The organism is Pseudomonas sp. S35 (genome assembly GCF_009866765.1).
In the GTDB taxonomy this organism is placed as follows: Bacteria; Pseudomonadota; Gammaproteobacteria; order Pseudomonadales; family Pseudomonadaceae; genus Aquipseudomonas.
This window is the reverse complement of the sequence record NZ_CP019431.1, coordinates 5,002,579-5,015,559: the sequence shown is the minus strand read 5'-3', so window position 1 is coordinate 5,015,559 and position 12,981 is coordinate 5,002,579. Positions and strand designations below refer to the sequence as shown.

Sequence of the window (12,981 nt, the reverse complement as noted above, 5' to 3'; positions counted from 1 at the left end):
GGCGGGAGATTGAATGGACAGTGTGGATTTGAATGTCCTGCGCAGCGTGCTGCAATGGCGTCGCGCCGGGCAGCGGGTGGTGTTGTACAGCGTGGTCCAGACCTGGGGCAGCGCACCGCGCCCGCCGGGGGCAATGCTGGCCCTGCGGGGTGATGGCGTGGTGATTGGCTCGGTCTCCGGCGGTTGCATCGAGGATGACTTGATCGCCAGGCTGCAGGACGGCCGCTTGCCCGATGACGGCCCGCCGGTGCAGTTGGTGACCTACGGCGTCACCCGCGATGAGGCGGCGCGTTTTGGCTTGCCCTGTGGCGGTACGCTGCGCCTGACGCAAGAGCGGGTGGATGACTGGAGCTGGGTCGAGCAACTGCTGGCGCGTTGTGAGGACCATCAGATTGTCGCCCGAGAGCTGAACCTGGCCACCGGCGCAGTGACCCTGAGTGACGCGAGCAAGACGGATGTGGTGAGCTTCGACGGCGAACGCCTGCGCGCCATCTACGGCCCTCGTTGGCGCTTGCTGCTGATCGGCGCCGGGCAGTTGTCGCGCTACGTCGCGGAAATGGCGCGCCTGCTGGATTTCGAAGTGCTGATCTGCGACCCGCGCGAAGAGTTCGTGTACGGCTGGGAAGAGCAGCATGGCCGTTTTGTGCCGGGTATGCCGGATGAAGCAGTGCTGAATATCCAGACCGACGAGCGCACCGCTATCGTGTGCCTGACCCATGACCCTCGTCTGGACGACATGGCCTTGCTCACCGCGTTGAATTCCAGTGCGTTCTACATCGGCGCGCTGGGCTCGCGGGTCAATACCCAGAAACGCCGGGAAACCCTGGCGGCACTGGGCTTGTCGGCGCAGGCTATTGCGCGGCTGCACGGGCCGATCGGCCTGCATATCGGCAGCCATACGCCGGCAGAAATTGCCCTGTCGCTGATGGCGGAAATTGTCGCGATCAAAAACGGCGTGGCCCCCCTGCAGAAAAAACCGTTGCCGGTGGTCGCCGAGTGACAGTCACAGCGATTGTGCTGGCAGCGGGGCAGGGCAGTCGCTTTCGCGCCGAGACAGGCCAGGATAAGTTGCTGGCCCTGTGTGTTGGCCGGGACGGCGTGACGCGGCCAGTCATCGAGCAAGTGCTGGTGAATTTGCCGGTGAGTGTGGTGGATCGCTGGGTAGTGACCTCGCCGGAGCGTGGAGAGGTGATCCGCTTGGCCGAGGCTTATGGCTGTCAGGTCTTGCTGCTGCAATCGGCGGGGATGGGCGACAGCATCGCGGCGGCGGTTGCGGCCAGTGCATCAGCCGAGGGGTGGCTGGTGGTCTTGGGGGATATGCCGTTTGTCCAGTCAGCCAGCGTTGAGCAGGTGATTGACGCGCTTGTGGCGGGAGCTATCAGTGTGCCGGTACAGGCGGGGCAGTATGGGCATCCCGTCGCGTTTGACCGGGCGTTCGGGCCGCACCTGATGGCGCTGACCGGTGATCGCGGCGCCAAGCCATTGTTTGCCCAGGCCGTGTTGAGGGAGGTGCAGGTGGAGGATCGAGGCGTGTTGTGGGATGTGGATGTGCCCGCGACGTTGCAGTACCGATAACCCTGACAGATAAAAAAGCCCCGCCTGATCACTCAGGCGGGGCTTTTTAGTTGCTGCTGGAACCAGACGAGGGGTTAGTCTCGTGCTTCTGTTTCCTGAGCTGCCGCAGCGGCGGCCTCAGCTTCCTTGCGACGGCGACGCACTTCACGTGGGTCGTTCGGCGCACGGCCGTTTTCGGTTAGGGCGCTGGCCGGCGCGGTTTCAGCCACCGCAGCGGCGACTTCGGCAACCACTGGCGCTTCAACCACTGGTGCGGCCTCAGCGATTGGAGCTGGCTCGGCAACCACGGCTTCGACAACCGGTGCTGACGCTTCTTCTACCACAGGGGCAGGTGCTGGCGCTTCAACCGGCGCGGCTGGCTCGGCAGTCCGCTGGAAGGCGGTCTGTTCTTCGCGAACTTCACGTACTTCAGGGGCGGCTTCGACAGCGGGTACTTCGACGACCGCTTCAACCACAGGCTGAGGCTCGACGACCGGTGCAGGCTCGACAGCGGCCACTTCCACTTCTGGCTGGGCTTCTTGAGCCGGTGCAACTTCCACTTGCGGAGCGACTGGCGCTTCGATTGGGGTAGTGGCTTCGACCACAGGCGCTTCAACCACGGCGGCTTCAACAACCGGTGCTTCTACGATGGCGGCTTCAGCGGCTGGCGCTTCAACCGCTTGAGTGTCAGCGACCGGTTCTACTGCAGCGGTTTGTTCGACAGCAGCGGTAGCGCGTTCAGCTTGCTCGTGAGCCTGGGCTTCAGCAGGAGCGCTGATGACCGAGCTGGCAACGGCAGCGGTAACGGCCAGGCCGGCAGCCAGTTCGGCGCCCGTCGGTTCGTTAGCTTCGGTGGTTGCGCCTTCAGCGTTCTCGCCGGTCTCTTCCGAGCCTTCGATCACATTGCCGTTGGCATCACGCTGACGCTCACGACGGTTGCTGCGACGACGCTGGCCACGGGAGCGGCGGCGTGGGCGATCGCCTTCGGCGCCATCCTGACCGTCTTCCTGCAGTTGCTCTTCGCCGGTCAGAACTTCTTCTTCGCTGGCGGCAGCGGCTTGCTCGGCACGTGGTTGACGCTCTTCACGTGGTGGGCGCGGTTGGCGCTCTTCACGAGGGGCGCGTTCTTCACGCGGCTGGCGGGCCGGGCGTTCTTCGGTGGTCGCAACAGCGGCAGCCGCAACGGCGGGTGCAGCGTCCAGGGGTTCACGCAGTTCACGCACGCGTTCTTCACGCTCGCCACGAGGCTTGCGATCTTCACGCGGGGCGCGTGGGGTGCGTGGTGCGCGCTCTTCACGCGGGGCACGTTCTTCACGGGCTACGGCTGGGGTTTCTTCACGGGCTTCGCGAGGTGCACGCTCTTCACGTGGCGCGCGTTCCTCACGCGGTGCACGTTCTTCGCGCGGCTTGCGCTCTTCGTCACGACGACCGTTGCGGTTACGGCTTTGCTGGCGACCGTTGCGACGCTCTTCGTTGCGCGCTGGGCGCTCGGAAGCGGTTTTTTCAACGACTACCGGCGCAGCAGGCTCTTCCTTGGTGGCGAACAGGCTGACCAGTGACTTCACCAGGCCTTTGAACAGGCTTGGCTCAGGCAGGGCGGCCGGTGCGGCAACCGGTGCGGCAACTTCAACCGGCACCGGTGCGTTGGCGCGGGCTGGTGCGGTCTTCACGGCCGCTTCCTGGCGAACCAGGGTGCGGGTTGCGGCGGCCGGCTGGACTTCTTCCACTTCGGCAGCGGCAGCGGCGATTTCGTAGCTGGACTGGCCGCTGTGGGCTTCCGGGCTGTCATCACGCAGGCGCTGGACTTCGAAGTGCGGCGTTTCGAGGTGATCGTTCGGCAGGATCACGATGCGGGCACGGGTACGCAGTTCGATCTTGGTGATCGAGTTGCGTTTTTCGTTGAGCAGGAAGGCGGCAACCGGGATCGGCACTTGTGCGCGGACTTCGGCGGTGCGGTCTTTCAGGGCTTCTTCTTCGATCAGGCGCAGGATCGCCAGGGACAGCGATTCAACGTCACGGATGATGCCGGTGCCGTTGCAACGCGGGCAGACGATGCCGCTGCTTTCGCCCAGGGATGGACGCAGGCGCTGACGGGACATTTCCAGCAGGCCGAAGCGCGAGATGCGGCCGACTTGCACGCGGGCACGGTCAGCTTCCAGGCATTCGCGGACTTTTTCTTCCACGGCGCGCTGGTTCTTGGCTGGGGTCATGTCGATGAAGTCGATCACGATCAGGCCGCCGATATCACGCAGGCGCAGTTGGCGGGCGATTTCTTCAGCCGCTTCCAGGTTGGTCTGCAGGGCGGTTTCTTCGATGTCGCTGCCTTTGGTGGCACGCGCCGAGTTGATGTCGATGGACACCAGGGCTTCGGTCGGGTCGATCACGATGGAGCCGCCGGAAGGCAGTTCGACCACGCGCTGGAAGGCGGTCTCGATCTGGCTTTCGATCTGGAAACGGTTGAACAGCGGCACGCTGTCTTCGTACAGCTTGATCTTGCTGGCGTACTGCGGCATTACCTGGCGAATGAAGGTCAGGGCTTCGTCCTGGGCTTCAACGCTGTCGATCAGCACTTCGCCGATGTCCTGGCGCAGGTAATCGCGGATGGCGCGGATGATCACGTTGCTTTCCTGGTAGATCAGGAACGGCGCGGAACGATCCAGGGACGCTTCTTTGATAGCGGTCCACAGTTGCAGCAGGTAATCGAGGTCCCACTGCATTTCTTCGCTGCTACGGCCCAGGCCGGCAGTGCGCACGATCAGGCCCATGTCGGCCGGTGCGATCAAACCGTTCAGCGCTTCACGAAGTTCGTTGCGCTCTTCGCCTTCGATGCGACGGGAGATACCGCCGGCACGTGGGTTGTTCGGCATCAGCACGAGGTAACGGCCGGCCAGCGAGATGAAGGTGGTCAGGGCTGCGCCCTTGTTGCCACGCTCTTCTTTCTCGACCTGGACGATGACTTCCTGGCCTTCGCTCAGGACGTCCTTGATGTTCACGCGGCCTTCGGGGGCTTTCTTGAAGTACTCGCGGGAGATTTCTTTGAGGGGCAGGAAGCCGTGGCGCTCGGAGCCGAAATCGACAAAGGCAGCCTCAAGGCTTGGTTCGATGCGAGTAATACGGCCTTTATAGATGTTGGCCTTCTTCTGCTCGCGTGCACCGGATTCGATGTCCAGGTCGTAGAGGCGCTGGCCATCTACCAGTGCAACACGCAACTCTTCGGGTTGAGTTGCGTTAATCAGCATTCTTTTCATGTTGTACCGTCGGTTTCCGGGCTGCCGGAAACGGCGTTCGGCACACACGACTTCTCACGGTCGGTGTCAGGTGCGTCAAGAGTGGTTGGCCACTCCAGTGTCCAGCAAAATCGGCCAATTGGGCCGGTATCGCGACGGACGCGTCCTGCTTGTTAGCGGCGGTGACAAAGGCACCGCTTCAACAAAAGCTAAGGTCAGGAGGAGGAATCAACCGGCGACTGTGGACGAGATGAAGCGTCTAAATATAAGCCTAGTGCTACACGGTCCGACGGTTGTGCATCTCCACCCTACACGTATCCCTGATAATTCGGGTGCTGCCGCGCGCAGAATCCGCAGCGGGTTGGCATTTACCGTGTTCTCCAATGGGGAGTTCACGCTCATGGCTAAACAAGACTGAATATGGGCGACTGCGCTCACACTCAGCTCTTAACAGGCGTTGTTTCCGAAGCATTCGCCGTGGTCTGGTTCAAGACTGACTGCACTTTGTGAACTGGCCGTAAATATCGGCGCAGAACGCGAGTATTCACTCTGCTTTCTGCACTCGCTTCAGGCCTCATGTCACCTGCGCTTGTTACAATCCTGAGCCTTCCAAGGTGGCGAAAGCCCCGTAGGACGGCCTCGCGTCCTGATGAATTGCGATGGTCAGGGCCGGCAGTTTGCCGCAAGTCCTCTGTCCAGGCCGCTTTTGGCGGCGTTCGCGACTATAGCAGCAATGATTAAGTGCTTCAATTCCATAAAAAATTGTTATCATCGCCGCCATGACGACTACCGCCCCCCAGACCCCCAGCGTCCAGCTGCTCGAGGTCTCGCCGGAATATGCCGGCCAACGCATCGACAATTTTCTCCTGGCCAGGCTCAAAGGCGTGCCCAAGACCTTGATTTACCGCATCTTGCGTAAAGGCGAAGTGCGCGTGAACAAGGGCCGCATCAAGCCCGAGTACAAGCTGCAGGCGGGCGATATCGTCCGTGTGCCGCCGGTGCGCGTGCCTGAGCGCGATGAGCCCGTGCCGCTGGCGCAGGGCCTGCTGCAGCGCCTGGAGGCCTCGATTGTCTTCGAAGACAACAAGCTGATCGTGATCAACAAGCCTTGTGGTATTGCGGTTCACGGCGGCAGTGGCCTGAATTTCGGCGTGATCGAAGCCTTTCGTCAGTTGCGCCCGGACTGCAAGGAGCTTGAGCTGGTCCATCGCTTGGACCGTGATACGTCCGGCCTGCTGATGATCGCCAAGAAGCGCAGCATGTTGCGCCACCTGCACACCGCCCTGCGTGGCGATGGTGTGGACAAGCGCTACATGGCGCTGGTGCGCGGTAATTGGGCCAGTTCCATCAAGAGCGTCCGCGCGCCGTTGCAGAAGAGCAACCTGCGCTCGGGCGAACGCATGGTCGAGGTGGACGAGGAGGGCAAAGAAGCCCTGACCCTGTTCAAGGTGCTACGCCGCTTCGGCGACTTCGCCACCATGGTGGAGGCCAAGCCGGTCACTGGCCGTACCCACCAGATCCGGGTGCACACCCTGCATGCGGGTCACTGCATTGCCGGCGATACCAAATATGGCGACGAAGGCTTTTCCAAGGAAATTCGCGACTTGGGTGGCAAGCGCCTGTTCCTCCATGCCTACATGCTCACTGTGCCGTTGCCCGATGGTGGCGAATTGAAATTGCAGGCACCGGTCGATGACATGTGGGCCAAGACCGTGGAGCGCTTGAGTGTCGCACCTTGACTACAAGCTGCTGATCTTCGATTGGGACGGCACCCTGGCCAACTCCATTGGCCGGATCGTTGAATCGATGCACGCCGCTTCGACGCGTTCGGGTTTTGAGTTGTGCACTGATTTCGCGGTCAAGGGCATTATCGGGCTGGGTTTGCCGGAAGCGATCCGCACCCTTTACCCGGCCATCAGCGACGCTGAGCTGGTTGCGTTTCGCGACCATTACGCCGACCACTACATCGCCCTGGAGGCCACGCCCTCGCCGTTGTTTGACGGTGTGGTGCAGACCCTGGACGCATTTCGTGCCGAGGGTTACCACCTGGCCGTCGCCACCGGCAAGGCTCGTCGCGGGCTGGATCGGGTGCTCAAGGCCCATGGCTGGGAAGATTATTTCGATATCACCCGTGCGGCGGATGAAACCGCCAGCAAGCCTCACCCTCTGATGCTGGAGCAGATCCTGGCCCATTGCGGTGTGTCGCCGCGCCAGGCCTTGATGGTGGGCGACGCCTCCTTCGACCTGATGATGGCGCGCAACGCCGGCATAGACAGCGTGGCGGTCAGCTATGGCGCCCAGGCTGCCGAGGCTTTGCAGCGATACGAGCCCCGGGTCACGATTGATCACTTTTCTGAATTGCAGGCCTGGCTCGGCCGGGTCCAATAAGTCTTTGTTGGGGTTGATGGCATGAGTGATGAGTGGAAAGCGCCTGAAAAGGCTGGAAGTAGTGACGATAAAAGCTGGAAGCTGCTGGAGAAAACACTCTTGGCCGGTGTCCAGGAGCAGCGTCGCGCACGGCGCTGGGGGATTTTCTTCAAGCTGCTGACCTTCACTTACCTGTTGCTGATGCTGGCGCTGTTCAGCCCGCTGATGGACATGGAAAAGAGCGCAACCCGTGGCGCCAACTACACCGCGTTGATCGAGGTGCGTGGCGTGATTGCCGACAAAGAGCCGGCCAGCGCCGATAACATCGTTGGCAGCCTGCGTGCTGCGTTTGAAGACCCCAAGGTCAAGGGTGTGATCCTGCGCATCAACAGCCCAGGCGGCAGCCCGGTACAGTCGGGGTATGTGTATGACGAAATTCGTCGTCTGCGCGGCCTGCACCCGGATATCAAGCTGTACGCGGTGATTTCCGACCTGGGCGCCTCGGGTGCCTATTACATTGCCAGTGCTGCGGACCAGATCTATGCCGACAAGGCCAGTCTGGTGGGGTCCATCGGTGTGACGGCGGCCGGTTACGGCTTTGTCGGTACCATGGAGAAGCTGGGTGTGGAGCGTCGCACCTACACCTCGGGCGAGCACAAGTCGTTCCTGGATCCGTTCCAGCCGCAAAAGGCCGATGAAACCCAGTTCTGGCAGGGCGTGCTCGACACTACCCATCGGCAGTTCATCGCCAGCGTGAAGCAGGGGCGTGGCGATCGTCTGAAGGATAAAGACCATCCGGAGTTGTTCTCCGGGTTGGTCTGGTCGGGCGAGCAGGCGTTGCCGCTGGGTCTGATCGACGGTTTGGGCAGTGCCAGTCTGGTGGCGCGGGACGTGATCGGCGAGAAAGAACTGGTGGACTTCACCATTGAAGAATCGCCGTTTGACCGCTTCTCCAAGAAACTCGGTGCCAGCGTCGCTGAAAAACTTGCGCTGTACATGGGGTTCCAGGGCCCGACGCTGCGCTGAAGTCAAAATGTGGGAGGGGGCTTGCCCCGATTGCGGTGGTTCGGTCAGGCATGTATTGGCTGGCACACTGCTATCGGGGGCAAGCTCCTTCCCACATTGGGTTTTGGGGTGTGCTCAGGGGGCTTGCACGCCTTCAGCCAGTAGCATGTCCACCAGGCGGATCAGTGGCAGTCCTATCAAACTCGTGGCGTCCGGCCCTTCAGTGCTCTGGAACAGGCTCACGCCCAGTCCCTCGGCCTTGAAACTGCCGGCACAGTCATACGGCTGCTCAATTCGCAGATAGCGCTCAATGCGTTCTGCATCCAGCTCGCGCATGTGCACGGTGAAGGGAATGCAATCCACCTGGCAGTGCCCCGTCTGGCTGTTAAGTAGCGCCAGGCCGGTGAGGAAGCTCACACGCTTGCCGCTGGCAGCCAATAGCTGTTCACGGGCGTTCTCGAACGTGTGCGGCTTGCCGATGATGCGACCTTCCAGTGCGGCGACTTGATCCGAGCCGATAATCAAATGGCCGGGATGGCTGGCGGCGAGGGCGCGGGCTTTCTCTTCGGCCAGGCGTTTTACCAACTCCACCGCTGATTCATTTGCACGGTGGCTTTCGTCGATATCCGGCGAGCTGCAAATGAACGGAATGTGCAGGCGGCTGAGCAATTCCCGGCGATAAACCGAGCTGGAAGCGAGCAATAAAGGCAGCATATACGTCTCCTCAAGGCAGCCGGCGATTCTAGCGGGGCGACCGGCTGACGCACAGGGCTGAATTTCCTTTGACATGGCTGGGTGCATCCCTATAATGCTGCGCCTATGTTGAATGACCCGATTCCACCTCACGTTGACCCGCGCAAATTGGCTGATCGTGGCACTTCCCTTCAAGGTGAATTGCTGCTGGCCGATTTGGAGAGACTCTGCGACCCGCTTTCCGACACTGTCGGTACGGTGCAGGCCAAATTCGTTTTTGAACGAGATGAACGTAAATCTGTGGTAATCCACAGCTTTATCGACACCGAGGTCAAAATGGTTTGCCAGCGTTGTCTTGAGCTGGTCACCCTGCCGATCCACAGCGAGTGCAGTTATGCCGTGGTGAAGGAGGGTGCGAATACCCAGTCGTTGCCGAAAGGTTATGACGTGCTGGAACTGGGCGAAGATCCATTGGATCTGCATGCACTGATCGAGGAGGAGCTTTTGCTCGCCTTGCCCATTGTGCCTGCTCATCATCCGGAAGAATGCCAGCAGCCGGAGGGTCTCGATGACGAGGCCGAACCGAGCGAGGACGAGGTAACGCGGTCCAACCCGTTCAGTGTATTGGCGCAGTTAAAGCGTGACCCAAACGTTTAGGAGTTAATCAATTATGGCTGTTCAGCAGAACAAAAAATCCCGTTCCGCCCGTGACATGCGTCGTTCGCACGATGCCCTGACGGCGAGCACTCTGTCTGTAGAAAAAACCACCGGTGAAATTCACCTGCGTCACCACGTATCGCCAGAAGGCGTATACCGTGGCCGTAAAGTGATCGACAAGGGCGCTGACGAGTAATCACTTGTCTGCTCAAGTCATCGCGATTGACGCAATGGGCGGGGACTTCGGTCCCCGCAGCATTGTTCAGGCCTGCATTGCCAGCCTGATTGCTACGCCCTCGCTGCACCTGACCCTCGTCGGTCAACCCTCACTCCTTGAAGAATTGATTACCAGCCATCCGGTTGTGGATCGCGCGCGCCTGACGATTACGTCAGCCAGCGAAACCATCAGCATGGATGACAAGCCGGCGACGGCCCTGCGTGGCAAACCTGACTCCTCAATGCGGGTGGCCTTGGAGTTGCTGCGTGATGGCAAGGTGCAGGCCTGTGTCAGTGCCGGTAATACCGGGGCATTGATGGCGTTGTCGCGGCATGTGCTCAAGACGTTGCCCGGCATTGACCGGCCGGCGATGGTCGCGGCGATTCCGACACAGAAAGGCTACTGCCAGTTGCTGGACCTGGGCGCGAACGTGGATTGCAGTGCCGAGCACTTGTTCCAGTTCGCCGTGATGGGCTCGGTGGCCGCCGAAGCGCTGGGCGTGGCGCGGCCGCGTGTGGCCTTGCTGAATATCGGTACCGAGGACATCAAGGGCAACCAGCAGGTCAAGCTTGCCGCCACTTTGCTGCAAGGCGCGCGGGGCTTGAACTACATCGGTTTTGTCGAAGGTGACGGTTTGTACCGCGGCGAAGCGGATGTGGTGGTGTGCGACGGGTTTGTCGGCAATATCTTGCTTAAATCCAGTGAAGGCCTGGCGACCATGATCGCCGCGCGCATCGAGACGTTGTTCAGGCGCAACCTGGCATCGCGCTTCGTCGGTGCCTTGGCGTTGCCGTTGATGCGGGTCCTGCAGGCCGACCTGGCCCCGGCGCGACATAATGGCGCGAGCTTCCTCGGGTTGCAGGGCATTGTGGTGAAAAGCCACGGTTCGGCGGGTGTGGAGGGCTTTCAAAGCGCGATCGCGCGGGCGTTGATCGAGATCCAGGAAAACTTGCCGCAACGTTTGCACGGCCGTCTTGAGGACCTGTTGCCTTAGGCGAATTGGCCTGGGAGTGCTTAAATGTGACCGGCCAGTTCAATTGACCATCCAATCTGTCAGTTTCGTGCGCTCCCATCGTCGGTGCGCGCATTTTTGACGACCAGATCATTAGGGGCTTGTTACATGTCTACATCCCTCGCATTCGTCTTTCCAGGGCAGGGTTCGCAGTCCCTCGGCATGTTGGCCGAGCTGGGCGCGCAATACCCGCTGATCCTGGACACTTTCAAGGAAGCTTCCGAGGCCCTGGGTTACGACCTGTGGGCGCTGACACAGCAAGGGCCGCAAGAGCAGCTCAATCAGACCGATATAACCCAGCCGGCCATCCTGACCGCTTCGATCGCCCTGTGGCGCTTGTGGCTGGCCGAAGGCGGCGCGCGCCCGGCATTCGTGGCCGGTCACAGCCTGGGCGAATACAGCGCCCTGGTGGCGGCGGGCAGCCTGACCCTCGCAGAAGCGGTCAAGCTGGTCGAGCGTCGTGGCCAACTGATGCAAGAAGCCGTTCCGGCCGGGCAGGGCGGCATGGCCGCTATCCTGGGCCTGGACGATGCGGTGGTGATCGAAGCCTGCGCCGAAGCGGCACAGGGCGAAGTTGTTAGCGCGGTGAACTTCAACTCCCCTGGCCAAGTGGTAATCGCCGGTGCCAAGGCGGCAGTCGAGCGTGCCATCGAAGGCTGCAAGGCCCGTGGGGCCAAGCGTGCATTGCCGTTGCCGGTGAGCGTGCCGTCGCACTGTGAGCTGATGCGTCCGGCGGCTGAGCGCTTTGCCGAGTCCATCGCCGCCATCAACTGGCAGGCGCCACAGATCCCGCTGGTGCAGAACGTCAGCGCGGCCGTGGCCGCCGACCTCGACACCCTCAAGCGCGACCTGCTGGAGCAGCTGTACAAGCCAGTACGCTGGGTTGAGTCGGTCCAGACTCTGGCCGCCAATGGCGCGACCGAGCTGGTCGAGTGCGGCCCGGGCAAAGTCCTTGCTGGCCTGAACAAGCGTTGCGCCGACGGCGTGTCGACCGCCAACCTCAACACCCCAGATGCCTTCGCTGCCGCTCGTGCGGCGCTGGCCTGAACCCTGAACTTAGGAGAAGCCTGCATGAGTCTGCAAGGTAAAGTTGCACTGGTTACCGGCGCTAGCCGTGGCATCGGCCAGGCGATCGCCCTGGAACTGGGCCGTCAGGGCGCCGTTGTGATCGGCACCGCCACTTCCGCGTCGGGCGCTGAGCGTATCGCCGCGACCCTCAAGGAAAACGGCGTTCAAGGCACCGGCCTTGAGCTGAATGTGACCAGCGATGAGTCCGTGGCTGCGGTACTGGCTGAAATCACCGCACAGTTCGGCGCACCGGCGATTCTGGTGAACAATGCCGGTATCACCCGCGATAACCTGATGATGCGCATGAAAGACGACGAGTGGTACGACGTAGTCGATACCAACCTGAACAGTCTGTTCCGCCTGTCCAAGGGTGTTTTGCGCGGCATGACCAAGGCGCGTTGGGGTCGAATTATCAATATTGGCTCCGTAGTGGGTGCCATGGGCAACGCAGGCCAAGTAAACTACGCAGCCGCTAAGGCCGGTCTGGAAGGTTTCAGCCGTGCTTTGGCACGTGAAGTCGGCTCGCGGTCGATTACGGTCAACTCGGTGGCCCCAGGGTTCATCGACACCGATATGACCCGCGAGCTGCCAGAAGCGCAGCGTGAAGGCTTGCTGACGCAGATTCCGCTGGGCCGCCTGGGCCAGGCTCAAGAGATCGCGAATGTGGTCACTTTCCTGGCATCAGACGGTGCGGCATACGTGACTGGGGCTACAATCCCGGTGAACGGCGGGATGTACATGAGTTAAATTGTGACGGATCGCTTCAAAAAAATGTCATACGAGCTGTCTAAAATCCGTTATAAAGCTGCAACTTAATTTATAGACAGGTGGTCAGGCGGGTACAGGGTGAAGCTTTCAGTTGAAAAGCTGAAAAGGCTTTCTATACACTTACCCACTGGCCAGCTGCCTGAATTTGTCCATTAGGAGTTAAACAAGGTATGAGCACCATCGAAGAGCGCGTCAAGAAAATCGTTGCCGAGCAACTGGGCGTCAAAGAAGAAGAAGTGGTCAACACTGCTTCCTTCGTAGAAGACCTGGGTGCCGATTCCCTTGACACCGTTGAGCTGGTGATGGCTCTGGAAGAGGAATTCGAGACCGAAATCCCGGACGAAGAAGCTGAAAAAATCACTACTGTTCAAGCTGCTATCGACTACGTTACGAACCACCAGGCGTAATAGTTT

Annotated in this window: 13 protein-coding genes; 11 read left to right on the top strand and 2 right to left on the bottom strand. The window is 60.9% G+C overall.

The window, feature by feature from the left end:
* The first annotated feature begins 13 nt into the window (after positions 1–13).
* Together PspS35_RS22450 and PspS35_RS22445 are read left to right on the top strand one after the other, a co-directional pair.
* Entirely contained in the window at positions 14–1,000 is a 987-nt protein-coding gene (locus PspS35_RS22450) for an XdhC family protein (protein WP_159936845.1), read from the top strand.
* Positions 997–1,575, top strand: a complete 579-nt coding sequence (locus PspS35_RS22445; protein WP_159936844.1) for a nucleotidyltransferase family protein — start codon at positions 997–999, stop codon at positions 1,573–1,575. Before PspS35_RS22450 ends, PspS35_RS22445 begins: the two co-directional genes overlap by 4 nt.
* A 74-nt stretch (positions 1,576–1,649) precedes the next feature.
* On the opposite strand, the gene rne is transcribed toward PspS35_RS22445, so the two are convergent.
* Positions 1,650–4,802 (bottom strand): ribonuclease E, encoded by a 3,153-nt coding sequence (gene rne, locus PspS35_RS22440; RefSeq protein WP_174244833.1) that lies wholly within the window; start codon positions 4,800–4,802, stop codon positions 1,650–1,652.
* Between the two features lie 758 nt (positions 4,803–5,560).
* On the opposite strand from rne, the gene rluC reads away from it, so the two are divergent.
* The 3 genes from rluC to PspS35_RS22425 are packed head-to-tail and all read left to right on the top strand — an operon-like array spanning position 5,561 to position 8,174.
* On the top strand, positions 5,561–6,520 hold the full coding sequence (gene rluC, locus PspS35_RS22435) for a 23S rRNA pseudouridine(955/2504/2580) synthase RluC (protein ID WP_159936842.1): 960 nt from the start codon (positions 5,561–5,563) through the stop codon (positions 6,518–6,520).
* The gene (locus PspS35_RS22430) at positions 6,507–7,169 is read left to right on the top strand and encodes an HAD-IA family hydrolase (RefSeq protein ID WP_159936841.1); all 663 of its coding nucleotides are present in this window, start codon (positions 6,507–6,509) and stop codon (positions 7,167–7,169) included. The genes rluC and PspS35_RS22430 overlap by 14 nt, the downstream gene beginning before the upstream one ends.
* Before the next feature lie 21 nt (positions 7,170–7,190).
* Positions 7,191–8,174, top strand: a complete 984-nt coding sequence (locus tag PspS35_RS22425; protein ID WP_159936840.1) for a S49 family peptidase — start codon at positions 7,191–7,193, stop codon at positions 8,172–8,174.
* Between the two features lie 114 nt (positions 8,175–8,288).
* On the opposite strand, the gene PspS35_RS22420 is transcribed toward PspS35_RS22425, so the two are convergent.
* Entirely contained in the window at positions 8,289–8,867 is a 579-nt protein-coding gene (locus PspS35_RS22420) for a nucleoside triphosphate pyrophosphatase (protein ID WP_159936839.1), read from the bottom strand.
* 105 nt (positions 8,868–8,972) lie between these two features.
* On the opposite strand from PspS35_RS22420, the gene PspS35_RS22415 reads away from it, so the two are divergent.
* From PspS35_RS22415 to acpP, 6 genes are all read left to right on the top strand, one after another.
* Positions 8,973–9,503, top strand: a complete 531-nt coding sequence (locus PspS35_RS22415) for a YceD family protein (protein ID WP_032886799.1) — start codon at positions 8,973–8,975, stop codon at positions 9,501–9,503.
* A gap of 13 nt (positions 9,504–9,516) precedes the next feature.
* Positions 9,517–9,699, top strand: coding sequence for a 50S ribosomal protein L32 (rpmF, locus tag PspS35_RS22410; RefSeq protein ID WP_008152339.1), 183 nt, complete (start codon positions 9,517–9,519; stop codon positions 9,697–9,699).
* 4 nt (positions 9,700–9,703) lie between these two features.
* Positions 9,704–10,714 (top strand): phosphate acyltransferase PlsX, encoded by a 1,011-nt coding sequence (gene plsX, locus PspS35_RS22405; protein ID WP_159936838.1) that lies wholly within the window; start codon positions 9,704–9,706, stop codon positions 10,712–10,714.
* 126 nt (positions 10,715–10,840) lie between these two features.
* Positions 10,841–11,779: an ACP S-malonyltransferase gene (fabD, locus tag PspS35_RS22400; RefSeq protein ID WP_159936837.1), complete on the top strand. Its 939-nt coding sequence runs from the start codon at positions 10,841–10,843 to the stop codon at positions 11,777–11,779.
* Between the two features lie 24 nt (positions 11,780–11,803).
* Positions 11,804–12,547: a 3-oxoacyl-ACP reductase FabG gene (fabG, locus tag PspS35_RS22395; RefSeq protein WP_032886802.1), complete on the top strand. Its 744-nt coding sequence runs from the start codon at positions 11,804–11,806 to the stop codon at positions 12,545–12,547.
* Positions 12,548–12,738: 191 nt separating this feature from the next.
* A complete protein-coding gene (gene acpP / locus PspS35_RS22390; RefSeq protein ID WP_003442511.1) occupies positions 12,739–12,975 on the top strand; it encodes an acyl carrier protein in 237 nt (78 codons plus the stop codon).
* The last annotated feature ends 6 nt before the right edge of the window (positions 12,976–12,981 follow it).

Coding starts and splice junctions, on each gene's coding strand:
- PspS35_RS22450 (WP_159936845.1), top strand. CDS start 14: ATGGACAGTGTGGATTTGAATGTCCTGCGCAGCGTGCTGCAATGGCGT.
- rne (WP_174244833.1), bottom strand. CDS start 4,802: ATGAAAAGAATGCTGATTAACGCAACTCAACCCGAAGAGTTGCGTGTT.
- rluC (WP_159936842.1), top strand. CDS start 5,561: ATGACGACTACCGCCCCCCAGACCCCCAGCGTCCAGCTGCTCGAGGTC.
- PspS35_RS22425 (WP_159936840.1), top strand. CDS start 7,191: ATGAGTGATGAGTGGAAAGCGCCTGAAAAGGCTGGAAGTAGTGACGAT.
- PspS35_RS22420 (WP_159936839.1), bottom strand. CDS start 8,867: ATGCTGCCTTTATTGCTCGCTTCCAGCTCGGTTTATCGCCGGGAATTG.
- PspS35_RS22415 (WP_032886799.1), top strand. CDS start 8,973: ATGTTGAATGACCCGATTCCACCTCACGTTGACCCGCGCAAATTGGCT.
- rpmF (WP_008152339.1), top strand. CDS start 9,517: ATGGCTGTTCAGCAGAACAAAAAATCCCGTTCCGCCCGTGACATGCGT.
- fabD (WP_159936837.1), top strand. CDS start 10,841: ATGTCTACATCCCTCGCATTCGTCTTTCCAGGGCAGGGTTCGCAGTCC.
- fabG (WP_032886802.1), top strand. CDS start 11,804: ATGAGTCTGCAAGGTAAAGTTGCACTGGTTACCGGCGCTAGCCGTGGC.
- acpP (WP_003442511.1), top strand. CDS start 12,739: ATGAGCACCATCGAAGAGCGCGTCAAGAAAATCGTTGCCGAGCAACTG.